Origin of the sequence: Jeotgalibacillus sp. JSM ZJ347 (assembly GCF_044383825.1) — a bacterium.
In the GTDB taxonomy this organism is placed as follows: Bacteria; Bacillota; Bacilli; order Bacillales; family Jeotgalibacillaceae; genus Jeotgalibacillus.
On the sequence record NZ_JBISEN010000001.1, the window covers coordinates 1,115,255 to 1,141,032 of the forward strand.

Genomic DNA, 25,778 nt, shown 5'->3' on the forward strand with positions numbered 1-25,778 from the left:
TCTACTTCACGTAGTAATGATGCTATGCAATAATAAGATTACGGACAAAAAAGGAGATGATTGGAATGAATATTTACAAAATCACGGCATTCAGTAAAAAAGGGGAACTGCTTTTTGAAGATTCCTTCGAAGCAGAAAATGACAAAGAAGCTAAAACACTTGGAGAAAAGCGCCTTGAAGAAGAAGGCATGCTTGACCATACGCATCGAGTCGTTTCACCCAGAGGAAAATTAGTTGTCTTCCATACATAAAAAGCGGGACGCCTTTACTGAAGGCGCCCCGCTTTTTTATTTCCCTCTGAAAACAGGCTTTCTCTTTTCTGCAAATGCCTGAATGCCTTCCATATGATCATTGGTCTGTCTCATTCTCCACTGCGCTTCCTGTTCCATCTTGAGTATTTCTTCAAGTTGTGATTTTCTGCTGGCTCTCAGAATTGTTTTTGACTCCATCATCGCCTTAACCGGGCTGTGATTGATTGTTTGAACAAATGCTTCCGCTTCTTTTGTAACACTGCCTTCTGCCGTCACTTTATCAATTAATCCGATTGAATAGGCTTCGTGACCATTCAGAATATCACCGCGCCAGATCGTATGCAGCGCCTTTTGCGTACCGAGACGTTCCTGCATAAAGAAATGTCCACCTCCATCCGGCACAAGTCCAATCCCAATAAAGTTCATGGCAAGTTTACTCTGCTCTTCAGCAATAATGACATCTGTCGAGAGAGCCAGGCTGAGTCCAAGACCCGCAGCAGCACCATGAATCGCACTTACCGTAATTTTCGGCATTGTATATAGTGTCACCGACAAGTCATTGATGACCTTCATAAAATGCTGAAAGTCTTCTTCACCATTCATCTGAAGCATTGCCTTAATGTCTCCCCCTGAGCAAAAACCTTTTCCTTCACCTCTTAATACCAGCACCTGCAGATCGGCATCCCGCTTAATTTCATTAAGCGCCTCCTGCAGCTCAGTCATCAGCTGAAGATTTAACGCGTTCAAACTTTCAGGCCTGTTGAATGTCAGCCATACCGTATTCCCCTGTACTTCAACTCTTAACGTCTCAAACTGTTTTTCCATTCAAATCACTCCATCCCCAAAAAATGAATATTCATTCACTTATTCCCTATCCAATCTCTAATATCCTTTTATTTTGAAAAAATAGTTGAATATGATGATCAAATGAATATTTTTCTCCACAAAGTTAAGATATTGTACCTAATTATTATATTTTTATAGTATAATAGATCTATATTACTAAATTTTCAATTTGTTATTAATGATACATTCACTAAAGACGATATTATTTAAAGATGGTACTTTAAGGAGGATTTATTTACATGATGTGGGCACGAACGCGGGAAAAGAAAACTGATTTGGCAGTCATTGCCGAGGAGTATAAAAGTAAGGTCAAGATTGATCTGCCAAAAGAAATCACTACAGCGAAACAGCTGAGTATGATCTCACTTACTACCTACGATCTTCAGATTCTGGCAGCTTTTCAGCCATATGTAACTGAAAACATTGAAGAGATTGTTTCACATTTTTATAAAACAATTGGCCATGAACCACAACTACTTTCTATTATTAATGACCATAGTTCAATTGAACGCCTGAAGAAAACGTTAACGATTCATATTCAGGAGATGTTCAGCGGGAAAGTTGATCAGCAGTTTATTCAGAAAAGAAACCGGATTGCTGAAGTGCACCTGCATATTGGACTTGATCCGAAGTGGTATATCGCCGCTTTTCAGGACCTGTTAAATTCATTTATCAACATGACAGAAACACTGCCATTTAATGAGAAAGATAAATTCAGCCTGATTCGCGCGATCTCCAGAATATTAAACCTTGAGATGCAAATTGTACTTGAAGCATATGAAAATCAGTTCCAGGCAAAGCTGATAGCTGAGCAAAATCGACTTGAAGAGCTGCTTGACACTTTAAAAACCAGTGCTGCAGCGTTATCGGATAACAGCAGCTCAACAAGTGAAAATGTACGCCAAATGAAAGAAGCGCTTGAACAGCTTGCCAGCCGCTCACAAAACGGCTCTAAAGTAGCCACTGACCTGCAAAATAAAACAGGTGAAGAGCAGTCACGTCTTGATAAGACAAAGAAAGAAAGTGAACAGATCTCTAATAAAATGCAGTCTACTGAGCAAAACATCAAAGAATTAAACAACTTAAACAGTCAGATCTCAGAAGTTGCGAATATGGTTACATCCATTGCGGACCAGACTAACCTGCTGGCGCTGAACGCTTCAATCGAAGCTGCGCGTGCCGGTGAGCATGGAAAAGGATTTGCAGTTGTAGCAGATGAAGTGAGAAAGCTTGCAGAAAACACGAAGGAATCAGTCGCACAGGTATATGACCTGCTGAAGGATACAAACGTAAAAACAAAAACAATTGAAGGCTCTATTTTTGAACTGAAAGAATTGTTTAAATCTGAGCGTGACAGCATTATCTCTACCAGCGATTCATTTGAAGGTATTTTGTCAGTGATGAACGAATTAAAGACACAGAATACACAGATTGATGAAGATGTCAGCATCCTGGTAGTCACATTAAATGAAATCTCCGAAAAAGCTGCAGGCGTTGCAGAAGCAGCCGCCTCACTTGAAGAAAGAGCTTAAAAAAAGCCACTCCGGGTTCTTCCGGAGCGGCTTTTTTATTACTGTTCGTTATTTTCCATTGCGCCATAAAGCTCTTCAAGCGGCTTCATGATCACTTTGTTCAGCTCCTGGATTGTCATGCTCATGCGCTGTTCAGCTTCCATCAGCTTTGCAATCAGTTCGTGCTGCTGTACAAGCTGAGCTGTTTTTTGAGCCTGCTCAACTTCTTCCTGAGAAATTTCTTCACCATTCATTTGCTTCTGCTGAAGAGAAAGCTGAATGTTACGGAAGTTCTCAAAGATCCCTTTCGCTGACTCATCGCTGTTTACAGCGTCATACATTTCTTTTAAGTTAGTGAATTCCTCACTTTTACGAATTGCACTTTCTAATTCATTAGCCTGGTCAAATAGATTTACTGCCATTTGTAAAACCTCCTAAGATAATCACTCTTCCATGTTTGCCCTCTAAATTCAGTATTAAACATTATTTTTAGAGACCGGTTAATAACACAAAAAACCCTTGAACAAGTCCAATCAAACCACCAAGCAGCGCACCAAGATAGGTGATCATTTTAAATTCCCTTTTAGAAATGCCGAGCACAAGTTCTTCAAGGCGCGAAACCTCAAAAGAATCAACCTGTTCTCTGACGATTTCCTGCAGCTTCATTTTTGCAAGGATACCTTCGATCCGTTCAATCAGAATATCTTTTGCCTTTGATGAAACTTTTGGAATTAAATCTTCAATCAGCCTGCTCTCTAGCGGCTGAATTACACTACCAAACGGTTTATTCATCCATTCGTTCAGGTTCATCCGTTCTTTTAATAAGCCTTGGAGCCGGATAACGAGATCACGGTCAGTGACAATCGAGAATGCCCGTTCCCACTGCCAATCCTTCACTTTTTCCCACTCTTTGTGCAAAACCTGTTCGAGTATATCATGTGTACCTGGATGTTTCAAAAATTTAATAATTTCAGGCTGAACTTTATCAGCAAGTGACGTATTCCCCATGACCATCTGAACCATACTGCCAAGCGTACCGCGGGTTTTCAGGAAATCATCGATCATCGTCTGTACTTTTTCTTTTCCTTCTTCAGAGGCAAAGTAGTCCTCACCTTTTTCAAGAATGTACGTGCTGACTGTTGTTACTTTTTTGTCGAGTCTCGTCTGCCATTGTTCAGGCAACGTTTCACGAAGCGTTAAGAACATATATTTTTCTTTCAGCTGTTCATATTGACCTTCTATCCAGTCATCCATCGTACGCTCGAGATACGGAACTGGTGACTCGAGGTCAAAACGATGCAGCACCTGCTCGACTGAATCATCAATTGAAAAAACTTTACTGCCTTCTTTCTGGAGCCAGGCTGTTAAAGCTTTTTCTTTTTCTGTATTAAGAAATTTAGCTTTCAGACTTTCAGCAGTTAACAGATGGTTTACAACCATCAGTCCAAGTTGACGGGCAAGCTCTTCCCTTCTTTTCGGAATTAATCCGGGCGTGAACGGCACGCGCCATTTACCTATATATACCGGCTTATACGGCCTGAAAAGCATTTTAATTGCAAGGCTGTTAGTAAACCCACCAATAACCGCTCCGACCGTCATCATGATGAACAATAAAATGACAATATCCATAATCTCACCTTCCACTATACTCTTCCTGTACAGTATAGCAGAATCCGGTACTTCTGGTTTGTTTCACCCCTTTAAACCTTTTGAAAAAGTCAGCACCTCTTGCCTCAGCTTATGTTCAGCTTTCCATTTCATCCATGTTATACTGGGGAAAAACAATGACCGGGGGATAAAGATGATACAGCACTTTCAATATCAGAAATTATATTCAAAAGACCTGCCTGGGTGGCGCTTTTCTTTTACATATATGGGAGAACAGATAAAAGGCATTTATCATAAAAACGGAAAAATCGAATGGCTTTCTGATGCACCCGAAAAAGATCACGATAAGGTGATTCAGCAAATTCATGATTTGATGCTTTTCCACGTGTACGGTGATTAGTTTTGTATATGATCCCCCTGATTCACATATATTATGAATCAGGGGGTGCTTTCGATGAAGCGTCATTTTTCTTTCCTTCCGGATACTTCTTATGAAGGCCGGGATGAGGCTTTGATGGATGTGGACCGTTTTATCAATGAAGGAATGGCAGGAGGTAGTGTGTTCCGTTACGGACACAGAACCAACATCGAGGAAGCAAGAGACTTAGAACCTAAAACCCCGCCGGCTGATTAACGGCCGACAAAACGGCCGTCATGGCCGTTTTGTTGTATAAAGAAAAGAATCATGCTATTTTAAATGCACTTATACATAGAAGCAGGGTGATCTTTTGTCAGTATTCCAATCAATTCTCAACACATTTCCCGATGCGAAACAGCCAAAGCAAGTACCTGAATCAGAGCAGTCTTACTACACCTGGTATCGTGATCCTGATACGGATCAGTTCATCGGATTTTCTAAAAGCACACTGTCAGACAGGGAAAAAGATTTACTTTCAATTATTTTAATCCCATCCTCTCCTCCACCCGCAGGACCTGCCGGTGAGTGGCGCAGATTTCTTACTGAAGAAAATGCGAAATGCCCTTACGAACATGGAAAGGTTTTCAGGATGATTCAATACATAAGCGATTCACCCTTTCAGGCAGAAGGTGAACAGACGCTTCATTTTGTATTTTCAGATGAAGCCATTGTGATTCAGTTTGATGAATACAGCGGACTTGTGATTGAACCGCAGACTGACGATACATTAGCACTGGATGAACTCGCTTCAGCAGCCCAGGCAATAGAAAATGACCTGGAAATGAAGGTGACATTCTTTGCCGGCTCCTTTCACAGCTCCGGACCGAATACAAAGACAATGCTTGAAATGGAAAGAGCCTGGTTTGACCGGTACATTCCATTTGAATCCAAGCATTCAGTGCTGTCCCTTTTTGATGTGATGCCGGTCAATCTCATTAACCGCTTTTCAGATTTGGAGAAGGATACGCTTTTTGCAGCGATTTTTGAACTGTTTGACAATGAGCGTGATTTGCCGAAAATCATTCAGAGCTTTGTAGAAAACCTCTCGAATGTCAGCTCTACTGCTAAGCTGTTATATATGCACCGCAACAGTCTCCAATACAGACTGGATAAGTTCAGTGAAAAAGCAGGCATTGATATTAAGACGTTTAACGGGGGTTTAATCGCTTATTTTGCCTGTCTTGAGTGGAATCAGAGAATCTCAAATAAAGAGGACTGGTCATTGTGACGAATGACCGGTTCTTTTTTTGTGCAATCTGTCCATTGGAAAGGCTTACATTGAAAGTTACAATGAGACTACATCAAACGTACACCGCGTACATAATGGAGGAATTAACATGGCAGAGTTAAAAATGCAGAATATCTACAAAATTTATGATAAAGACGTAACAGCAGTATCAGACTTCAATCTACACATTAAAGATAAAGAATTTATCGTATTCGTTGGTCCATCTGGTTGCGGTAAGTCAACGACACTTCGTATGGTGGCAGGACTTGAGGAAATTTCAAAAGGTGACTTCTACATTGACGAAGAGCGTGTAAACGATAAAGCACCAAAAGATCGTGACATCGCGATGGTATTCCAGAACTACGCACTATACCCTCACATGAGCGTATATGACAACATGGCATTCGGACTTAAGCTTCGTAAATTTGATAAAGCTGAAATTGATAAGCGTGTTAAAAATGCAGCTAAGATCCTTGGACTTGAAGCACTTCTTGACCGTAAGCCTAAAGCACTTTCAGGTGGTCAGCGTCAGCGTGTTGCACTTGGCCGCGCAATCGTCCGTGATGCAAAAGTATTCTTAATGGATGAGCCGCTTTCAAACCTTGATGCAAAGCTTCGTGTTCAGATGCGTGCTGAAATCGCTAAGCTTCACCAGCGTCTTCAAACAACAACAATTTACGTAACACACGATCAGACTGAAGCAATGACAATGGCAACACGTATCGTTGTTATGAAGGATGGCGTCATTCAGCAGGTTGGTTCTCCTAAAGAAGTATATGACAACCCTGAAAACGTATTTGTTGGCGGATTCATCGGTTCTCCTGCAATGAACTTCTTCAGCGGTAAGCTGACAGATGCAGGATTTGAAGTAAAAGGACAGACACTTCAGGTTCCGGAAGGTAAAATGAAGGTCCTTCGTAATCAGAACTATGTAGGAAAAGATATTATCCTGGGTGTACGCCCTGAAGATATTCACGATGAGCCTGTGTTCATCGAATCAGCTGCAGGATCTAAATTCCTTGCTGACATTGAAGTTTCTGAGCTTACAGGTGCTGAACTGATGCTTTACTCTAAGCTTGGCGATCAGGACTTTGTAGCACGCGTTGATTCACGTTCAGATATTAAAGCAGGACAGAAAGTTGAGCTTGCATTCAACCTGAACAAGTGCCACTTCTTTGATGTGGAAACTGAGCAGCGCATCCGATAAGTTGGTTACCCCCTTTAACCATATAGCAAAAGGCCCGCTCAAAGCTTGAGTGGGCCTTTTCTAGTGATTAACGGTCGATATTCACCATGTTAAGCGGCTGAATCCATTCATCATACTGCTCTTCTGTCAGATAACCCGTCTTCACTGCAGCTTCTTTTAATGTTGATTCATCCTTAAAAGCAAGCTTTGCGATTTCAGCAGCTTTTTCATAGCCGATATGAGGGTTCAATGCAGTTACAAGCATCAGAGAATTTTCAACGTGCTTTGAAATGATTTCAAGATTCGCTTCAATTCCAACAGCACACTTATCGTTAAATGTGTTCATTCCATCAGCAAGCAATGTGATCGACTGAAGGAAGTTATAAATAATTACAGGCTTGAAGACATTCAGTTCAAAATTCCCCTGGCTCGCAGCAAATCCGATCGTTGCGTCATTCCCCATAATCTGAGTCGTGATCATCGTCAGCGCTTCACTCTGCGTTGGATTGACTTTCCCAGGCATAATCGAACTGCCCGGCTCATTGGCAGGGATGGTAATTTCACCAATTCCACTTCTCGGACCACTTGCAAGCCATCTGATATCATTGGCAATCTTCATCAAATCAGCTGAAAGACCTTTTAAGGCACCGTGCAGATAAACAATTTCATCATGACTCGTCAGCGCATGAAATTTGTTGTCTGAAGAATAGAAAGGAAAACCTGTCTGCAGGACGAGCTGCTTTGCTACACGCTCACCAAACTCTTCATGTGCATTAATTCCTGTTCCTACTGCAGTGCCGCCAATCGCAAGAGAAAGGATATGCTTATTGGCTTCCTGAATCATTGTATTAGAACGCTCAAGCATCGCACGCCATCCGCTGATTTCCTGACCAAGCGTTAATGGTGTAGCATCCTGAAGGTGTGTTCTTCCAATTTTAATGACTTCATAAAATTCTTTTTCCTTCTGATAAAACGTATCAGTCAGATTATTCAAAGCCGGAATCAGCTTACTGCAGACTGCACGGTAAGCTGCAATATGCATCGCTGTCGGAAATGTGTCATTTGAGCTCTGAGACATATTCACATCATCATTCGGGTGAACTTTTTCATCCACTCCCTGCTCTGACAGCAATTGATTAGCTCTAAATGAAATGACTTCATTGGCATTCATATTAGACTGTGTACCACTTCCGGTCTGCCAGACAGACAGCGGAAAATGCTCATCAAGCTCCCCGTTTAAAATTTCCTCACAAGCTTTAACAATTGCATTCTTCTTATGTAATGACAGTTTTTCAAGATCATAGTTCGCAACAGCTGTCGCCTTTTTCAACTCGGCAAAACCGTAAGTAACTTCAAGCGGCATTTTCTCAATGCCAATCGGGAAGTTTTCAAGACTGCGCTGCGTTTGTGCTCCCCAGTGTTTATCTGCTGGTACCTGTACCTCACCTAATGTATCTCTTTCAGTACGAAAATCCATGTACAAATCCCCTTTCCAAATGATTGTATGAATATTGTAACATTTCCCTAAACATACCTCACTTACACTAACTTAATCAATAATCTTTCCGAAAGAACTGAAGTAAGCTACACTAATTAAAACGGATTCAGACAGGAGGTTAAATAATGAAAATTGCATTATTCGGTTCGACAGGCAGAGTCGGCAGCGTCATACTTGAACGGGCTCTAGAAGACGGACATCATGTACAGGCACTGGTTCGTGACGCTGAACTTCAGAGTCATCACCCAAATCTGACGTACATACAGGGTGACGCTTCAGTGAAAGAAGATGTGGACCACACGATCTCAGGAGCAGATGCAGTCATGAGTGCACTCGGGACAGATAAAAATGATGCACTGACTAAATCAATGATTCATATCCTGCCTGCAATGAGAAAGCATCATATCAATCGTATTATCACCATTGGAACTGCCGGTATTCTTGATTCAAAAAGAGAACCAGGCAAATTCCGTTTTCATTCATCTGAGTCAAACAGGCGCTTGAGTACGGCTGCTGAGGATCACTGCAGGGCTTATCTAATGCTGAAAGAAGCCGGGCTTGACTGGACTGTTGTCTGTCCGACTTACCTGCCGGACGGCGAACGTGTTGGTACGTACCGGACAGAAATCAATACTCTGCCGGATGAGCCATCGAGCATTTCGATGTATGACACCGGTGATTTTGCTTATTCTCTACTATTAAATAATGAGCATGTCAGGGAGAGAGTCGGGATTACTTATTAAGTTTGGTAGTAGATTGTAATCGCTGACCTGCGCGCCAGGCGGACGCTTTCCGCAGGGCCGGCGGTGAGCCTCCTCGGCTTCGCCTGCGGGGTCTCACCTGTCCGACTTCTCCTGCTGGAGTCGCCGCCTTCTGCTCCGGTCAGCTAAGATGGCTAAACTATATAAACTCTTACTTTATTAGAATTCCAATAAATAGTTTTTTATTAAATTAATAATATTTAATATTATTAACTCAGCGCAGCGGAACGATTAAAAAGATCGGGACAATTTTTGTCCTGATCTTTTTGACATCCCACAGCATTCACAAGCATTACCCAGCCTGCTGTTTTCCCTGCTGCAGTTCATACATTTGATAATATTTACCCCGATTTGCCATCAGCTCATCATGTGTGCCGCGTTCAACGATATGTCCACGGTCTAATACAAGAATCTGGTCAGCATTACGGATCGTTGACAGGCGGTGTGCGATGATAAATGTGGTTCTGCCTGTTTTTAACGTATCCATTGCATGCTGAATCACTGATTCTGTTTCAGTGTCCACACTCGACGTTGCTTCATCAAGTACAAGAACCGCCGGATCAAAGGCGAGCGCTCTTGCAAAAGAAATCAGCTGCCTTTGACCTGAAGATAACGTACTTCCTTTTTCAATAACAGGTTCATCGATGCCCTGCTCCAGGTTTGTCAGCACCTGGTCTGCTCCGACAGCCTTTAATGATTCCTCTATTTTTTCTCTTGATATTCGAGGATCATTGAGGCTGACATTGGATGCAATTGTACCTGTAAAGAGATATGGATCCTGGAGTACAATCCCCATGTGATCACGAATGGTCTGTCGAGGTAATTCCTTGATGTTTTGTCCATCAATGAGAATCTCCCCTTTTTGACAGTCATAGAAGCGGAACAGCAGGTTCATAATTGATGACTTGCCGGAGCCGGTATGTCCGACAAGCCCGATTGTCTGACCCGGCTTCGCTTCAAATGACAGGTTTTTTAATACATAATCTTCTTTTTTATATGCAAATGATACATCGTTAAATACAACATGCCCTTTAAGGCGTTCAATCCGTTCGTCTCTGACTTCTTCCCCATCTTCATCCATCAGTTCAAATACTCTTTTACCTGCAACAAGTGCAAGCTCAAGGTTTGCAAGCTGATTCACAATTCCTGTAACCGGCTGGAACAGTCTTGTCAGATAATCTACAAATGCATATAACACACCAACTGTTACAACGGATTCAGCTGTCAGTGCTGCACCACCGAAATACCAGATGAATGCGACAAATGTCAGGTTACGCAAAATGTTAACCAGGTTGTGTGACATGAGTGCATTCAGGTTCAGCAGCTTATTCTGGAATTGAAAGTGCGTTGTATTCTTTTCTTCAAATTCATCTTGAATCCGGCCTTCTCTTCTGAAAGCCTGGATAATATTCATTCCCTGAATCGCTTCATTAATAGAAGCATTGATTTCACTTACCTTGGATCTGACTGTCTGATTATATTCTGATGCATATTTTCGATACAGCAGCATCCACACATATAAGATCGGCAGCAGGACCAGACAGATCGCTGCCAGGTTCGGATCAAGGATAAACAGTGCAATATAGATACCTGTAATATAGACGCCGCTATGGAAAAACTGACCGAGCACCTGCACATACAGTTCTCTGATTGCTTCTGTATCATTTGTGATCCTTGCCACAACTTTACCAGCTGGCAGATTATCGAAATAATTGATCGGCAGACGCTGAATGTGATTGAACACCTGCGTACGCATCTTCTGAATAATTCTGTTTGCCGAACGCTGCAGCTGAAACTCCTGACCAAAGTGAAAAATTGCAGCTAGTACAGTTAAGCCGAAGTAAAGCGCGACAAGCCAGAGCATTCTTGGGATTTCAGGTGTGTAAAAAGCAAACACCTCTCCTCTCGTCAGCTCTTGAGCAGGATAAGCTGTTGCAGCATCTCCTGATCCGAATATCAGCTGACCGTCCTGATAGCTTCTTTCACCTTCAGCTTCAACCGGCTCATCTACAAAATAGAAGTTCAGGCCGATCTGGAAAATGTGAGCCTGACTTCCACCCTGCTCACCATCATTTAAATACGCTTCTCTTTTATAAAATGTGCCATCATATGACACTGCATCATCTGTATTTCCTGTTTCTACCCATGTCTCTTCAATACCAAGAATATGATCATCAATCATTTTCTTCGCGATAAAAGGACCTGCCAGTTCTGCTGCAACTGAAATCGTCAGCATCACAAGCGCAATCAGGATCGTTTTTTTATACATCAAACCATATTGCCAGAGGCGTTTCCCTACACTCATGACTGCACCTCCTCTAACAGTGACTCTTCAACCTGCTGGCGTTCATACTGTTCGAAATACCAGCCTTTCTTTTTCAACAGGTCACAGTGGACACCTTCTTCAACAATCTCACCGTTATCCATTACAACGATCCAGTCTGCATGTTCAACTGCAGACAGTCTGTGAGTTGTGATGATTGTTGTTTTTTCATTTCTCTCATTCTTAATGTTCTCTAAGATCGCTGCTTCTGTCTTTGCATCAACTGCTGATAGGGAATCATCAAGAATTAGCAGTGCCGGATCTTTTATTAATGCACGCGCAATTGAGATCCGCTGCTTTTGACCACCTGATAAGGCAACCCCTTTTTCACCCACCATGGTATCCAGACCGTCTGGGAGCATTTCGAGGTCCTTTTCAAAATGAGCCATTTTTACGGCTTTCATCAGTTCTGCCTCTGATGCATCTTCTGCTCCGAATAAGATATTGTCCCGGACAGATTTTGAAAACAGCACATGCTCCTGAGGAACGTAACCGATCCAGGATAATAATTGTTCCTTTTTCAAATCTTTCAAGCCCGTACCGCTGACTGAAATTTCACCATTACCAGCCGGGTATTCTTTTAGCAGTTGTTTGACAATCGTCGTTTTTCCGCTTCCCGTTCTTCCGACAATCCCAAGTGTCTGCCCCTGCATCAGCCTGATGTTCAGGTTTTTCAGGTTCCGCACATTTGAAGAAGGATATTGGAATACAGTATCACGGAATTCAATGCTCTCCATTGAAGTGACAGCTGCTGATGATGCAGGCTCTGCTACATCCGGCGAACTGCTCAATGTTTCATTCACGCGATCCATTGAAGCGTTTCCACGCTGCATAATATTAATCAATTCTCCAATCGCAAACATCGGCCAGATCAGCATCCCGAGGTACACGTTAAACGAGACAAGCTGACCGAGTGTGATTGCCTGGTTAAATACAAGATACGCACCATACCCGAGACCAATCATATAACTGATCCCTGTCAGCACTTTTGTCAGCGGGTTAAAAAGCGAATCAATAAATGACACTCGGATATTCTTCTGATATACATCTTCTGTGTGCTGATGAAACAGTTCTTCATCCCTTCTCTCCTGCACATAAGCTCTGATTACACGGACACCGGCAACCGACTCAAGCACGCGGTCATTCAAGTCACCAAATGCATCCTGTGCAGTCATATAACGCTCATGAATTTTTTTACCTAGTATTTTCATGACAAAAGCAAGAATCGGCAGCGGCAACACTGCAGCAATCGTTAATTCCCATGAGATTAAAAAACCCATCGTCAGAAGAATCGTCAGCATATAAGCAGTAGAATCAATGAGTGTTAATACACCAAAACCCGCTGTGACGGATACTGCTTTCAAATCATTCGTCGCTCTTGCCATCAGATCACCAGTGCGGTTTCTCTCGTAAAAACCCGGTGTCATTTGAAGCAGCTTCCCCATAAACATTGATCTCAGCCGGCGCTCAATCTGGTGCGCTCCGCCAAAAAGTAAATACTGCCACACGTAATTCATGATATAAGTCACAACGCCAATTCCTGCCAGAATCAATAGATACTGTACTAAAAGATCCTGCGTCAGCTCTCCCATGAAAATATCATCAATCGCCATCCCCACAAGAAATGGTGGAACGACTTCAAATAAATTCGCAATTAACAATAATCCTATTGCCACTGTATACCGCTTCCAGTGCTCTTTAAAAAACCAGCCAAGCTTTATAAAAATATCAAACATCTGCGGACACCTCCTTTATTCCGATACAACTCAGGCTACCCACTATCCAGAGCCGCCTTGAAACCTGCCTTAATCATGATTGTGTAGATTCTTTTCATCTTCATCATTCCTCCTGAAAAAGTTTTTATGAAAACAGATAACCTGTTATCAACTAAAAATTGGCATCAAAAAAGCATACTCCGCCTGTAAAAAAGCAGAGTATGCTTTAAAAAAAGGCGCTGACTGCATACGCAGACAACACCTTTACCAGTCAACCAATCATTCAGATCGTCAGAAAAAAGTTCGCTGCGTGATATTCAGTTTTACGGAATATTTTTTACGTTTAATGATGATCATGACACACAGCTCCTTTCTGTACGATTTTTTGTCCATTCTTTGAACATCATTAGAATAAACTACCAGCTGAATGATGTCAATATATTTTTCAGAAATCATTGAAGATTTGTTTAACACACTGCTTAAACTTTTTATTTGCAAAAACGACTTAACCTGGTTTGCAGGGTCCTCCTATGGGTATCTTACTATTAAACACATAGTTATAGCATGTTTCAAAGAATGATCGAGCTGAGGATTGTAGTGGAGAACGGAGACTCCTGCGTTATAGGAGCGACAGGTGAGACCCCGCAGGCAAAGCCGAGGAGGCTCACCGCGCGGACGCGGAAAGCGCAGTCCTCCACTGAAATCATCAGCGGTTATAAAGAATCTATTATGCTAAGGAGGCGTTACCATGTTACGTACAATTCTAATGATCATTGGTGCAATCGTTGTGATCTTCTTCTTAATTAATCTGATTGGATAATCAGGAGGGAACTTAAAATGGCAGATGAACGCAGAGTCGAGGTTCAAAAGGAACAAAAAACCGACAGAGGACTCGTCGGTGCTACATTTATTAAATATGCTGCTTACATCATTATTTTTATCGGTATCTTATGGTTCTTAATCAATTATATTCTTCCGATGTTCTAAGTAGCGCTTAACGGAACCCTGAGAAATCAGGGTTCTTTTTAGTGTATTTAATATTGAAAACCGCTTCATTTCCCACTTGTCCCCTATTTTCCGATATACTGATTACAGGACGATCTTAAAGGATGAGTGCGTATGGCGCGACAACGAAAAATGAACATCACAGAACTGATGGAAGCAACAGAAAGTCTGCTTTTAGAAAAAGGCTATGAAGGATTTCACTTTAAAGCCCTTTCAGAGCGCCTTGATGTTGCCAGAAGTACAATTTATGAGTATTACAAAAATAAAGATGAACTCATCGCTGATTATATGACTTCTTTAATGGATCAGGTGATGCAAAAAATTGACCAGCTCAGCCAGCAGCCGGACGCTTTTTTGACACTCAAGGACCTGCTTTACTTATTCATGGAATATTCCCAGGTATATGACATGATTAAAATGAGACCCTCACTTGATAAAAGCGCTTCTCCTGAAGTGAAAAAGCAGCTTGAACAGCTGGATGCACAATCAGGACGGCTGTTTCAATTACTGATGACACTGATTGAAAAAGCAAAAAATGAAGGGTCAATCAGAGCAGGACTCCCATCCTCTCTTATAGCCGGCGTGTTTTTTCAATCTGTTTTAATTCAGAACAGCGAGGGAATACCAAAAGAAGAATGGGCAAAGATGCTATTTGATATGATCGAAAACGGGATCACTCCCTGATAAAGGAGCGGTATCATGACTTCAATTGTATGGATCAGAAAAGACCTGCGTCTTCACGACAACCCGGGTCTCTATCACGCTGCAGAAGCCGGCAAGGTATTGCCGGTTTATATTTTTGATGAAGATGAAAAGATTGGTTCAGCACAAAAATGGTTTCTCCATCATGCGCTTGGCTCTTTTCAAAAAAGGCTGGAATCAGCTGGAGGAAAGCTTTATATCGCAAAAGGAAAGCCGGAGAAAATACTGAAAGAACTGATCAGTCAGTACGATATCTCAGCTATACACTGGAACCGTCAGTATGAACCTTCAGTCTTTAACCGGGACCGTGAAATCGGCGAAACGCTTCACAACAAGGGACTGGATGTAAACACTTATGAAGGAAGACTTCTTCTTCCACCATGGGATGTGAAAAAGAAAGACGGTGAACCTTATAAGGTGTTCACACCATTTTATAAGGCGATGCAAAAACATGAAATCCCTCAGGCGCTTCCATCTGTAAAAAAGGTGGAACCCGTTTCATTTAACAAAGAGGATTCTCTGTCTATCGACGACCTCGACCTGCTGCCTGAAATAAACTGGACAGGTGGTATGGGAAAACGGTGGACCCCTTCAGAAGAAGCAGCAGTCAGAAGATTCCATGCCTTTACAGATAAAAGGCTGAAAGTTTATAAAGACAAGCGTGATTTTCCTGCTGAAGAAGCAAGTTCAGCATTATCTCCTTATTTTGCACTCGGCCTGCTATCAGTCAGAAGTGTCTATCACTCGGTTAAAAAGAATGCTGAAGCGGCCGGAGAACCATTTCTGAGACAGCTCGTGTGGCGGGATTTCGCCTACTCACTGATTACGCACTTCCCAGAAACTGAAACTGATCCAATGAATGATCAGTTCAAAAAGTTTAAGTGGATGGATGAAAAGGATCAGTTTGAAGCCTGGAAAAAAGGTAAAACCGGTTTTCCAATCGTAGACGCCGGTATGAGAGAACTCTGGTCTACCGGTTATATGCATAACCGCGTCAGAATGATTGTAGGATCATTCCTGACAAAAGACTTATTGATCCACTGGAGAGATGGCGCTGACTGGTTTGACGATACACTCGTTGATGCTGATGTGGCAAACAACGTGATGGGCTGGCAATGGGTTGCCGGATCAGGAGCAGATGCTTCTCCGTTCTTCAGAATCTTTAATCCGACAACTCAATCAGAAAAATTTGATCCTGATGGTGAATACATTAAAGAATGGATCCCTGAGCTGAAAAAAATGCCTGCAAAATATATTCACGATCCATCCGGCGCACCGGATGATGTACTTGAAGAAGCCGGTGTAGAAATCGGCAATGATTACCCTGAGCCGATTGTTGATCACAAAGCAGCAAGACAGCGTGCGCTTGACCGTTATGATGATGTGAAGAAGTAATTTTTCAGGCGGCACCCTGGGGTCGGAGTTCAGTGGTTCGTTATTGTAATGATTCTAAAACTGACACACTCAACTCCGACCCCGCTGCGCCGCCTAATAAATTCGAAAAACGTAAAGGCGCTCGTCCAGCTCTGACAGGCATATGACGCGGAGAGCTAGCGCCAGAAGCTAGACAAATTTAAAAAACCGCCCCAAATCACTTTTGGGACGGTTTTTTTGGCTCCTCATCTTTCATAACTGAGTTCATGCCTTTTTTAAATTCATAAAGTGTTTTGCCTGCTGTTTTGCCAAGCTCCGGCAGTTTTGACGGACCAAACACAAGAAGTGCGACAAATAAAATGATGAGTATTTCACCAAATCCGAGGTTCATTGTACTCTACCCCTTCTTTTCTTCTTGCTCTCAGTATAACGCTTTTTTGTAAAATTGCGAGTGGAGATATTGTGAATTAAGCTTCTCCACGCTGCTCTTTTATTTTTCTTTTCTTTTCAGATTCTGATACAAACAGTGCAACTGCCGCATCTCCTGAAATGTTGATCGCTGTTCGTGTCATATCGAGTATTCTGTCTATCCCTATAATTAATCCAATACCGGCTACCGGAAGACCGACAGATGTTAATACCATTGCCAGGAGAATCATTCCCACTCCCGGCACACCCGCAGTACCAATGCTGGCAAGTACTGCAGTCAATACAACGGTGAGCAGTTCAACAAATGTCAGGTCCACTGCATATACCTGAGCAATGAAGATTGTCGCAACACCCTGCATGATGGCTGTACCATCCATATTAATTGTAGCACCAAGAGGCTGTACAAAAGAACTTGCAGGTTTTGACACCTTCAGCTCTTTTTGTGCAGTTTCCATTGAGATCGGCAGTGTAGCGTTACTGGATGATGTACTGAAGCCGACTGTCATGGCAGGGAAAAAGTTTTTATAGAACCAGATTGGGCTCTTTTTAGCCAGAAACATAATGATCGATCCATAGGTAATGACCGCATGAATGAGAAGTGCAAGCAATACAACAAGAACATACATTAGAATACTCTGTAGTGAATCAAGCCCTGCTTCGCCAAGTGCAGAAGCGATCAGACCAAACGTTCCATACGGAGCAAACTTCATAACGATCCCAACGAGAAACATCATGATTTCATTTCCCTGTTCAAATAATTGATAGACACCTTTTGTCTTTTCGCCCAGCACAGTTATTGCAAATCCAATAAAAATTGCAAAAGCGATAATTTGCAGCATATTTCCTTCAGCCATTGCCATGACCGGATTATCAGGAATAATATTCAGAAGTGTTTCACCTACAGAAGGCGCTTCACTTTCTTCAAATTCAGCTGCATCTCTCTCTTCCTGTGTAAACAGTGATTCATTTCCCGGCTGAATCACTGTTGCCAGTGACAATCCGATTGTGATCGCTATTGCAGTCGTTGTAAGGAAGGTTAAGATTGTTTTTACGCCCATTCTGCCAAGTTTTTTCGTATCACCAAGGCCGGCTACGCCAAGCACGAGTGAGAAGAAAACAATTGGCACAACGAGCATATTGATTAACCCGAGAAAAATTTCACCCAGCGGATTAAATAAATATGTATCCAGCGTACTAAACAGGTCGGAAGCGAATATGTTTAATATAAGGCCGACAATAATACCGAGTACAAGTCCGATAATTATTTTAGCTGTCAGATTCAGTTTCATACATTGTCCTCCAATCACATAATTTGTAATCTGCTTTTTAGACTATACCCCCATCAATTTACCTGCTAACCAGTCAGAAATCAAATAATGCGCGGCAAAACAGGTCTATACGCATATATTTTTAAAAAGATGGGTATAGTGAATTATGAAACAAATATTGAAAGGAGCTGTTCCTATGGCCGATCGATTGATTTACTTTATATCAGCAAACCATGAACGCAGCTCAATCGCTGAAGGATGGGCTTCCCGCCTTTTTATTCCTGGTACAGTTTTTAAGAGTGCCGGATGGACAGACGCCAAAAAGAACCCTTTCACTTTACAGGCAATGCAAGAAATCAGTATAGATATAGCATCGATTACTCCGTATCGCATAAGTGAAAGCGACCTCAGGAAAGCGGATGTAATTGTCATCATACAGGATCCGGAAAAAGATGAAGCGATTAGTATTCACCCATCTTTTTCAGACAAAGTGATAAATTGGAACATTGTAAACCCCGCTAAGCGCGCAGATGATCCGTTTGCAAAATGGGCAATGTTTCAGGAAATTTGCGACGAAATTGCACTTAAGATCCGCGAGCTTGAAAAAGATCTCTCAGCGTCAGCTGTGTAACCCTCTGCCTCGTGGGCCGAGGGTATTTTTTTACTCTGAAATCAGCACTGCACGGACCGGACTGCCATCCCCTCCACTGATTTTCAGCGGCATCGCAATCAGCTGATAACGCCCTTCCTCTACTTCATCAAGTACAATTCCTTCTAAAATATTAATATCCTGCTGATACAGTGCATGATGAATCGGAAGCGTTTTACTTTCAAGGTGATCGACAGATGGCAGGTCTACGCCAATTAAGTTCACTCCTTTACTCTTTAAGTATTTCGGCACTTCTTCATTCATCACCGGAATTTCCCCGGGGAATTCAGTCCTGTTTTTCCAGTCTCCTGTTTTAAATAAGACGGCTGTTACTTGCTGATCATTCAGTTCGATTTGTTCGGCAGTAATTTCACTCATGCCGGAACAATCGATCACAGCTGCTTTTGCAAAATAGCGCTTTAAATCCAGTTCATCCGTTTTTTGACCGTTGTCATCATAGTGAAATGGTGCATCAATATGTGTTCCGATATGTGTACTTGCTTCAATTTTCCCTACATTAACAGAACCGCTTTCTTCCATCGGCCATGTCACCTCATAGTGAAATGGCGTATCTCCCGGCCAGTTCGGGGTACTGCTGCTCAGTGTCATTGAAATATCAATCAGTTTCATTAAGACAACTCCTTATGCAATCACATTTCGTTCATTTGAATACGTTTTATACGTTTCTTCTTGCATGATCTGTTTGATCAGCTGCATGGCCTGATAAAGGTCCTGATAACTGGTATAAAAAGCAGCAGGTGCAAGTCTGATAATATCCGGTGCTCTGAAGTCAGGAATAATCCCCTCTGCTTTCATCGCTTTACAGATCCCGGCTGCATATGGGTGCTGCAATGCAATATGCCCCCCTCTTTCTGCATCAGCTGAAGGGGTTACTTTCTTTATTCCAAACTGCTTCAGTTCTTTTTCCACAAACGCGGCAATATAGCCGGTCTGATGCAGAGATTTTTGACGCAGTCTTTCAATACCCGCTTCTTCAAAAAGCGCAAGACTGCCGATAAGCGGTGCTGTTGACAATATATTCGGCGTGCCGATCTGATACGCCCCCGCTCCTTCTGCTTTTGTAAAAGTATGGGCCATATCAAACTGTCTTTCTTTATCAGAGCCGAACCAGCCTTTTAATCCCGGAAGACGGTCGTGATGTCTTTCATGAATGTAAAGCCCTCCAGTTCCACCGGGTCCATTGTTCATATATTTATAATTACACCACACTGCAAAGTCAACGCCCCAGTCGTGCAGCTGGTGGGGCACGGCTCCGATCGAATGGGCAAGGTCAAAACCGACCAGTATACCTTTTTCATGCGCGCGTTTTGTAATCTCTTTAATAGGAAGAAGCTGACCGCTGCGATATAACACAGACGGCAGTAACAAAACGGCTACTTCTTCTGACAAGACACGATCTATCTCTTCAACTGTTAGCGTTACATCATCTGCAGAACCGGCTTTTATCAGTTGTTCTTCCGGCTTCAGTCCTTTTAATTCAATCTGACTTTGTAGCGCATAAATATCAGATGGAAAATTCAGCTCATCTGCAGCAATTTTAGTACGCTTCCCTTCCGGCTGATAAAATGTTGATAGCATTTGATGAAGGTTCACTGTTATGGATCCTGTTACGATGACTTCCGAAGGCTTTGCACCAATTAAAGGAGCTGTTTTCTCCCCAAGTGATTCTGATAACGTAAACCATGGGTGCTCCCCTTCCATCCATCCTTCGATCCCGTAGTCCTTCCAGCTCGAAAGTAAATCCAGGACCGCCTGTTCTGCTTTTTTAGAAAGCAGACCGAGTGAATTCCCGTCCAGATAATACTGGCCTTCTTTTATGTAAAATTCGTCCCGGAACGCTGCTATTTCATCCTGGCTGTCAAACTGCTGTGCTTCATTCAGATCAAATATAAAACTCATTGTGTAAGCCCCCTATTGTACATACTGATTGAACTTGTATGATATTATCATACAGGAAAGAATCTTGTTTTGCGAAGGCGGGAGGAAGAGGTCAGGTGTACAAAGTGAGAATCGGATTTGTGGTTTTTTTCATACCTCTTCTGGTCATGGTACCGGCTATATCTGCGGCAGTGTTATACATACTTCCACTGGTCATTTTACTATCAATGAATGCTGCACTTTCAAGTAACCGCATTCAAATGCTGAATATGTCTATCTATATATCATGTTTGTACTTGATCGGTGTGACTGCTGAAGTATATCTGGTCAGGCTGATCGCAATTATTTTGATTCTCTTTTCGCTGCGCACCATCACATATGAAAACGGAGGTTAATGTTATGCAAAGAATACAACTCGCTTCAGATTTATCTATCTCTAAAACGGTTCATGGCATGATGCACTTATCAGGCTGGAATCTTTCAAAGGAAGAGCGACTTACTCTCATTAAAGAGGTTATGGAAACAGGTATCACAACGTTTGATCATGCTGATATTTATGGAAGCTACCAGTGCGAATCACTTTTTGGTGAAGCATTGGCGCTTGAGCCTTCACTGCGCGAAAAAATGGAGATCGTGACGAAGTGCGGTATTGTACTGGAATCTCCTAACCGCCCTGCTCACAGAAGTCATCATTATGATACAAGTAAGGCACATATACTTTCTTCAGTGGAGCGCTCGTTAAAGAACCTTTCAGTTGAATCCATTGACCTGCTGTTAATTCACAGACCTGATCCATTCATGAACCCTGAGGAAACGGCAGCTGCTTTTGATGAGTTACACCGGTCAGGGAAAGTGAAGCATTTTGGCGTATCAAACTTTAAAAGAAGTCAGCTTAATATGCTTGAATCTTATATTGATCAGCCATTACTGACCAACCAGATTGAACTGAGCCCTTATTATCTTGAAAACTTTGAAGACGGGACACTTGATCTGTCTCTTGAAAAGAAGATGCCACCGATGGCCTGGTCACCGCTTGCAGGAGGAAACATTTTAACCGGTAAAGATGAGAAAGCAGGCAGAATCCGTGCAGCACTTCAGGAGGTTGGCAGTGAGATTGGGACAGATCAACTGGATGAAGTGATTTATGCATGGCTGTATTCACACCCAGCTAATATTTCTGTAATTGCCGGATCAGGTAAATTAGAACGAATTCAATCAGCGGTTCGTGCACAGGAATACAAGATGGATCCACACCAGTGGTTTACGATTTATCAGGCTGTATTAGGACATGATGTACCTTAAATGAAATCAGGTGGTAAAAAATTTGCTGATTGTGGTAGAATATAGGCAATTAAGATGAGAATGGAGGAAATCTGATGGGGTTATGAACGTGAACTGTATACATGTCCAACTTGCCAAAAGCGAAAAGGCACAGAGCCTGTCCCTGATGAGGACCTTCATTCTGACGGAATGATCTCTGATGCCATTACACTAACATTCACAGGAGGTGGAAGAGAGCTTTCCGCTTAAGGGAATGCTCTCGCATCATTGGAGATAGACAATTTAATTTTGGTCGTTGTTTTACTTGCTTGTACTGCATTCTTTGTCGTTTCTGAATTCTCGATTGTAAAGGTACGGTCTACGCGTATTGACCAGCTGCTTGAAGAAGGACACCCGAAGGCGGCTAATGCAAAAAAAGTGACAGATAACCTTGATGAGTATTTATCTGCTTGCCAGCTTGGCATCACTGTTTCTGCATTAGCACTTGGCTGGATCGGCGGTCCAACAATTGCTTATATGCTGGCACCTTTATTTTCAGGACTCGATCTGTCATGGACACCGGTTTTATCTTTTATACTCGCGTTTTCACTCATTACATTTTTACATGTGGTGGTTGGAGAGCTGTCTCCTAAGATTATCGCAATCCAGCAGGCTGAGAAAATTACACTGATGTTTGCAGCACCGTTAATCTGGTTTTACCGTATTCTCTACCCATTTATCAGGTTTTTGAATGGGTCTGCCCGACTTCTCACAGGAATGTTTGGCTTAAAGCATTCTTCTGCTAATGATGCGGCGCACTCAGAAGAAGAACTACGCATGATCCTTTCAGAGAGTTTAAAAAGTGGCGAGATAAACCAGTCTGAATACAAATTCGTAAATAAAATATTCGAATTTGATGAGCGGGTTGCAAAGGAAATCATGGTTCCAAGAACAGAAATTGCAAGTGTGGACAGCGGCCTTACGCTGCTTGAAGTATTCGAAGTGATGAAAGAAGAGCAGTATACCCGTTATCCGGTCACTGAAGATGGAGACCGCGATAATATTATCGGAATGATTAATATGAAAGAATTAATGACATCATTTATTGAAAATCAGGAAAATGGAAAGCGCCCGATCTCGGAGTTCAAACATCCGATCATCCAGGTCATTGACAGCATTCCGATTCATGAGCTGCTTCATAAATTCCAAAGAGACAGGATGCATATGGGGATCCTGCTTGATGAATATGGTGGTACGTCCGGTCTTGTGACGATGGAAGATATTATCGAAGAGATTGTCGGAGAAATTCAGGATGAGTTTGATGCCGATGAAATTCCGGATGTTCAGCAAATACATGAAAATCATTATATTCTTGATTCTAAAGTGCTTGTTCAGAGTGTGAATGAACTGCTTGACATTGATATTGACGAAGAAGATGTCGATACCATTGGCGGATGGTTTATGACACGGAACTTTAACGCTGAAGTCGGCGATGAGATCTATGAGCAGGGATACGTATTCAGAGTCAATGATGTAGAAGGTTATCATATTCTTTATCTTGAAGTCTGGAAGCTTTCTGAGGAGAAAGTGTCGGAAGTTGAAACAGCCCCTTCCCCTACTGTCAGAACAACTGAAGCACTGTAACATCTTAGCCTGGCACAATAATGTGTCAGGCTTTAATCATTTCGCTGCGCTTCAGGCGGATTATAAATTAAATTTCGATCGTCTCATCACCCCTCCCTCCTTCTATTTTAAAATTAGCAGCTGAAATAATGATTGCTTAAACAGCCTGTAGAAGGTAAAATAAACAGGTATAAATAAACAGACATTTTAACGCTTTGCATTGCAGTCAATGAGTTATTGCAGTCAAAGCATTTTATTTGATTGTTAGTGCAAGCGATTGCATAAAATATGGAGGTGCCAGTAGATGAAGAAAATATGGTGGAAAGAAGCTGTCGGTTATCAAATATATCCGCGAAGCTTTCAGGATTCTAATGGTGATGGAATCGGTGATTTACAGGGAATTGTACAAAGACTTGATTATGTAAAAGAGCTTGGAATTGATGTCATCTGGATCTGCCCAATGTATCAGTCACCAAATGATGATAACGGCTACGATATTTCAGATTATCAGGCAATTATGGATGATTTCGGTACAATGGAAGATTTCGATACTTTACTGAGTGAAGTACACAAGCGTGACATGAAGCTGATCATTGACTTTGTTCCAAACCACACTAGTGATGAGCACCAGTGGTTTATTGAATCACGCGAATCAAAAGACAGCCCGAAGCGTGACTGGTATATCTGGCGTGATGGTAAAAAAGACAAATCAGGCAAGACAATCGCTGAGCCAAATAACTGGGAAAGTATTTTCGGCGGTTCTGCGTGGGAGTATGATAAAAAAACAGATCAGTATTACCTTCACGTCTTCTCTACTAAGCAGCCCGACGTGAACTGGGAAAATCCTGAAGCGAGACAGGCGATTTATGATCAGGTGAATTATTGGCTTGATAAAGGGATTGACGGCTTCAGAATTGATGCAGTCAGCCATATTAAAAAGCGTAAGAAGTTTCCTGATATGCCAAACCCTAAGAAGAAAAAGTACGTCTCTTCTTTCGATATGCATATGAACCAAAAAGGCATCCAGCCTCTATTAAAAGAGTTTAAAGAAAAAACGTACGGTCAGTACGACGTGATGACAGTCGGTGAAGCAAACGGCGTATCGATTGATGAAGCTGATCTGTGGGTTGGTGAGAAAAAAGGGAAAATGGATATGATCTTCCAGTTCGAGCACCTTGGACTATGGGATGCTGAAACGAACCTCCAGCTTGATATTGTTGAACTGAAAAAAGTTCTGACAAGATGGCAAAAAGGACTTGAGGACAACGGCTGGAATGCATTGTTCATTGAAAATCACGATAAGCCGCGCGTCGTTTCAACGTGGGGTAATGATGATGAATACTGGTATGAAAGTGCAACATCTATGGCAGCAATGTATTTCCTGATGCAGGGTACACCATTCATTTATCAGGGCCAGGAAATCGGCATGACAAACGTACAGTTTGATTCCATCAATGACTATGACGATGTATCAGCTAAAAACCTTTACCGCATCCGTCGTGAAGAGGGCGTCCCACATGATGACATTATGCGGATTCTTTGGGCTTCTTCCCGTGATAACAGCAGAACGCCAATGCAGTGGTCAAGTGAGAACCAGGGAGGTTTTACAACCGGTTCCCCGTGGATGAAAGTAAATCCGAACTACAAGGATATTAACGTTGAAGATCAGCTGAAGGATGAAGATTCGGTTCTGTCATTCTATAAACGGATGATTCAAATGAAGAAAAATCATGAAGTGTTCACTTACGGCATTTATGACCTTCTCCTGCCTGAACATCATCAGATCTATGCATATACAAGAACACTTGGAGATGAGCAGGTTGTGATTTTCACAAACCTGTCTACGAAAGATGCAATCTGTGACGACCTGGATTTCACATTAAGTTTTGATAACCTGATGCTGAATAACCTGCCTGTTACAACACATGATGATACGTCAACGATTGTTCTTAAACCATACGAAGCAAGAGTCTATAAATTATCTTAATGTTAGGCCCTGTTAAGCTTGGCTGATGATCTCCGCTTCAGGGGGACTCTTTCCGCGACCGGGCGGTGAGTCAGCAGGCTTCACCATGCTCTGTCTCACCTGCCCCTTCCTGCCACAGGAGTCGCCCCCTTACGCTCCGATCATCAGCTGTGCATAAATAACAATGGTTTTTAACAAATCATCATATGAAAGGCTGTCCTGGGGGCAGTCTTTTTTATTTACCTTTGTTATATGTAC

General features: G+C 42.2%; 25 protein-coding genes. 15 read left to right on the forward strand and 10 right to left on the reverse strand.

The window, feature by feature from the left end:
* Positions 1-65: 65 nt before the first annotated feature.
* Entirely contained in the window at positions 66-251 is a 186-nt protein-coding gene (locus tag ACH6CZ_RS05675) for a YhzD family protein (RefSeq protein WP_374096431.1), read from the forward strand.
* Between the two features lie 36 nt (positions 252-287).
* Here the strand turns inward: ACH6CZ_RS05675 and ACH6CZ_RS05680 are convergent, their stop codons facing one another.
* On the reverse strand, positions 288-1,076 hold the full coding sequence (locus ACH6CZ_RS05680) for an enoyl-CoA hydratase (protein ID WP_374096432.1): 789 nt from the start codon (positions 1,074-1,076) through the stop codon (positions 288-290).
* Positions 1,077-1,336: 260 nt separating this feature from the next.
* Here ACH6CZ_RS05680 and ACH6CZ_RS05685 point away from each other — a divergent pair, with 260 nt between their 5' ends.
* Entirely contained in the window at positions 1,337-2,629 is a 1,293-nt protein-coding gene (locus tag ACH6CZ_RS05685) for a protoglobin domain-containing protein (RefSeq protein ID WP_374096433.1), read from the forward strand.
* A 38-nt stretch (positions 2,630-2,667) separates the two neighbouring features.
* Here the strand turns inward: ACH6CZ_RS05685 and ACH6CZ_RS05690 are convergent, their stop codons facing one another.
* Positions 2,668-3,030 (reverse strand): YlbF/YmcA family competence regulator, encoded by a 363-nt coding sequence (locus tag ACH6CZ_RS05690; protein ID WP_374096434.1) that lies wholly within the window; start codon positions 3,028-3,030, stop codon positions 2,668-2,670.
* Positions 3,031-3,097: 67 nt separating this feature from the next.
* Positions 3,098-4,237: a DUF445 domain-containing protein gene (locus tag ACH6CZ_RS05695; protein ID WP_374096435.1), complete on the reverse strand. Its 1,140-nt coding sequence runs from the start codon at positions 4,235-4,237 to the stop codon at positions 3,098-3,100.
* A gap of 172 nt (positions 4,238-4,409) precedes the next feature.
* Here ACH6CZ_RS05695 and ACH6CZ_RS05700 point away from each other — a divergent pair, with 172 nt between their 5' ends.
* The 4 genes from ACH6CZ_RS05700 (at position 4,410) to ACH6CZ_RS05715 (ending at position 7,069) form a co-directional block, all read left to right on the forward strand.
* Complete coding sequence (locus ACH6CZ_RS05700; RefSeq protein WP_374096436.1) at positions 4,410-4,616, forward strand: DUF5342 family protein; 207 nt, start codon at positions 4,410-4,412, stop codon at positions 4,614-4,616.
* A gap of 54 nt (positions 4,617-4,670) precedes the next feature.
* Positions 4,671-4,850, forward strand: a complete 180-nt coding sequence (locus ACH6CZ_RS05705; RefSeq protein ID WP_374096437.1) for a hypothetical protein — start codon at positions 4,671-4,673, stop codon at positions 4,848-4,850.
* A gap of 94 nt (positions 4,851-4,944) precedes the next feature.
* Positions 4,945-5,862, forward strand: a complete 918-nt coding sequence (locus ACH6CZ_RS05710; protein ID WP_374096438.1) for a helix-turn-helix domain-containing protein — start codon at positions 4,945-4,947, stop codon at positions 5,860-5,862.
* 109 nt (positions 5,863-5,971) lie between these two features.
* Positions 5,972-7,069, forward strand: a complete 1,098-nt coding sequence (locus tag ACH6CZ_RS05715; protein ID WP_374096439.1) for an ABC transporter ATP-binding protein — start codon at positions 5,972-5,974, stop codon at positions 7,067-7,069.
* Between the two features lie 67 nt (positions 7,070-7,136).
* On the opposite strand, the gene fumC is transcribed toward ACH6CZ_RS05715, so the two are convergent.
* Entirely contained in the window at positions 7,137-8,525 is a 1,389-nt protein-coding gene (gene fumC, locus ACH6CZ_RS05720; protein WP_374096440.1) for a class II fumarate hydratase, read from the reverse strand.
* Positions 8,526-8,671: 146 nt separating this feature from the next.
* On the opposite strand from fumC, the gene ACH6CZ_RS05725 reads away from it, so the two are divergent.
* Complete coding sequence (locus ACH6CZ_RS05725; RefSeq protein WP_374096441.1) at positions 8,672-9,289, forward strand: NAD(P)-dependent oxidoreductase; 618 nt, start codon at positions 8,672-8,674, stop codon at positions 9,287-9,289.
* 310 nt (positions 9,290-9,599) lie between these two features.
* Here the strand turns inward: ACH6CZ_RS05725 and ACH6CZ_RS05730 are convergent, their stop codons facing one another.
* Complete coding sequence (locus ACH6CZ_RS05730) at positions 9,600-11,612, reverse strand: ABC transporter ATP-binding protein (RefSeq protein ID WP_374096442.1); 2,013 nt, start codon at positions 11,610-11,612, stop codon at positions 9,600-9,602.
* On the reverse strand, positions 11,609-13,366 hold the full coding sequence (locus ACH6CZ_RS05735; protein ID WP_374096443.1) for an ABC transporter ATP-binding protein: 1,758 nt from the start codon (positions 13,364-13,366) through the stop codon (positions 11,609-11,611). The genes ACH6CZ_RS05730 and ACH6CZ_RS05735 overlap by 4 nt, the downstream gene beginning before the upstream one ends.
* 816 nt (positions 13,367-14,182) lie before the next feature.
* On the opposite strand from ACH6CZ_RS05735, the gene ACH6CZ_RS05740 reads away from it, so the two are divergent.
* The 3 genes from ACH6CZ_RS05740 (at position 14,183) to ACH6CZ_RS05750 (ending at position 16,447) form a co-directional block, all read left to right on the forward strand.
* Positions 14,183-14,332, forward strand: a complete 150-nt coding sequence (locus tag ACH6CZ_RS05740) for a hypothetical protein (protein ID WP_173425079.1) — start codon at positions 14,183-14,185, stop codon at positions 14,330-14,332.
* Positions 14,333-14,464: 132 nt separating this feature from the next.
* Positions 14,465-15,034, forward strand: a complete 570-nt coding sequence (locus tag ACH6CZ_RS05745; protein ID WP_374096444.1) for a TetR/AcrR family transcriptional regulator — start codon at positions 14,465-14,467, stop codon at positions 15,032-15,034.
* A 15-nt stretch (positions 15,035-15,049) separates the two neighbouring features.
* Entirely contained in the window at positions 15,050-16,447 is a 1,398-nt protein-coding gene (locus ACH6CZ_RS05750) for a cryptochrome/photolyase family protein (RefSeq protein WP_374096445.1), read from the forward strand.
* Positions 16,448-16,643: 196 nt separating this feature from the next.
* On the opposite strand, the gene ACH6CZ_RS05755 is transcribed toward ACH6CZ_RS05750, so the two are convergent.
* Together ACH6CZ_RS05755 and ACH6CZ_RS05760 are read right to left on the reverse strand one after the other, a co-directional pair.
* Positions 16,644-16,817: a twin-arginine translocase TatA/TatE family subunit gene (locus ACH6CZ_RS05755; protein WP_374096446.1), complete on the reverse strand. Its 174-nt coding sequence runs from the start codon at positions 16,815-16,817 to the stop codon at positions 16,644-16,646.
* Positions 16,818-16,893: 76 nt separating this feature from the next.
* Positions 16,894-18,144: a dicarboxylate/amino acid:cation symporter gene (locus ACH6CZ_RS05760; RefSeq protein WP_374096447.1), complete on the reverse strand. Its 1,251-nt coding sequence runs from the start codon at positions 18,142-18,144 to the stop codon at positions 16,894-16,896.
* 175 nt (positions 18,145-18,319) lie between these two features.
* Between ACH6CZ_RS05760 and ACH6CZ_RS05765 the strand changes: the two genes are divergently transcribed.
* Entirely contained in the window at positions 18,320-18,754 is a 435-nt protein-coding gene (locus ACH6CZ_RS05765; RefSeq protein ID WP_374096448.1) for an arsenate-mycothiol transferase ArsC, read from the forward strand.
* A gap of 30 nt (positions 18,755-18,784) precedes the next feature.
* Here ACH6CZ_RS05765 and kynB read toward each other — a convergent pair whose 3' ends face one another.
* Positions 18,785-19,402, reverse strand: coding sequence for an arylformamidase (gene kynB, locus ACH6CZ_RS05770; RefSeq protein ID WP_374096449.1), 618 nt, complete (start codon positions 19,400-19,402; stop codon positions 18,785-18,787).
* A gap of 12 nt (positions 19,403-19,414) precedes the next feature.
* Positions 19,415-20,692 carry a kynureninase gene (gene kynU / locus ACH6CZ_RS05775; protein ID WP_374096450.1) on the reverse strand — a complete coding sequence of 426 codons (1,278 nt, stop codon included), beginning with the start codon at positions 20,690-20,692 and terminating at the stop codon, positions 19,415-19,417.
* Between the two features lie 95 nt (positions 20,693-20,787).
* On the opposite strand from kynU, the gene ACH6CZ_RS05780 reads away from it, so the two are divergent.
* From ACH6CZ_RS05780 to ACH6CZ_RS05795, 4 genes are all read left to right on the forward strand, one after another.
* Positions 20,788-21,066: a hypothetical protein gene (locus ACH6CZ_RS05780; protein ID WP_374096451.1), complete on the forward strand. Its 279-nt coding sequence runs from the start codon at positions 20,788-20,790 to the stop codon at positions 21,064-21,066.
* A 4-nt stretch (positions 21,067-21,070) separates the two neighbouring features.
* On the forward strand, positions 21,071-21,973 hold the full coding sequence (locus ACH6CZ_RS05785) for an aldo/keto reductase (RefSeq protein ID WP_374096452.1): 903 nt from the start codon (positions 21,071-21,073) through the stop codon (positions 21,971-21,973).
* Between the two features lie 246 nt (positions 21,974-22,219).
* Positions 22,220-23,575, forward strand: a complete 1,356-nt coding sequence (locus ACH6CZ_RS05790; RefSeq protein WP_374096453.1) for a hemolysin family protein — start codon at positions 22,220-22,222, stop codon at positions 23,573-23,575.
* A gap of 283 nt (positions 23,576-23,858) precedes the next feature.
* On the forward strand, positions 23,859-25,541 hold the full coding sequence (locus ACH6CZ_RS05795) for a glycoside hydrolase family 13 protein (protein ID WP_374096454.1): 1,683 nt from the start codon (positions 23,859-23,861) through the stop codon (positions 25,539-25,541).
* The last annotated feature ends 237 nt before the right edge of the window (positions 25,542-25,778 follow it).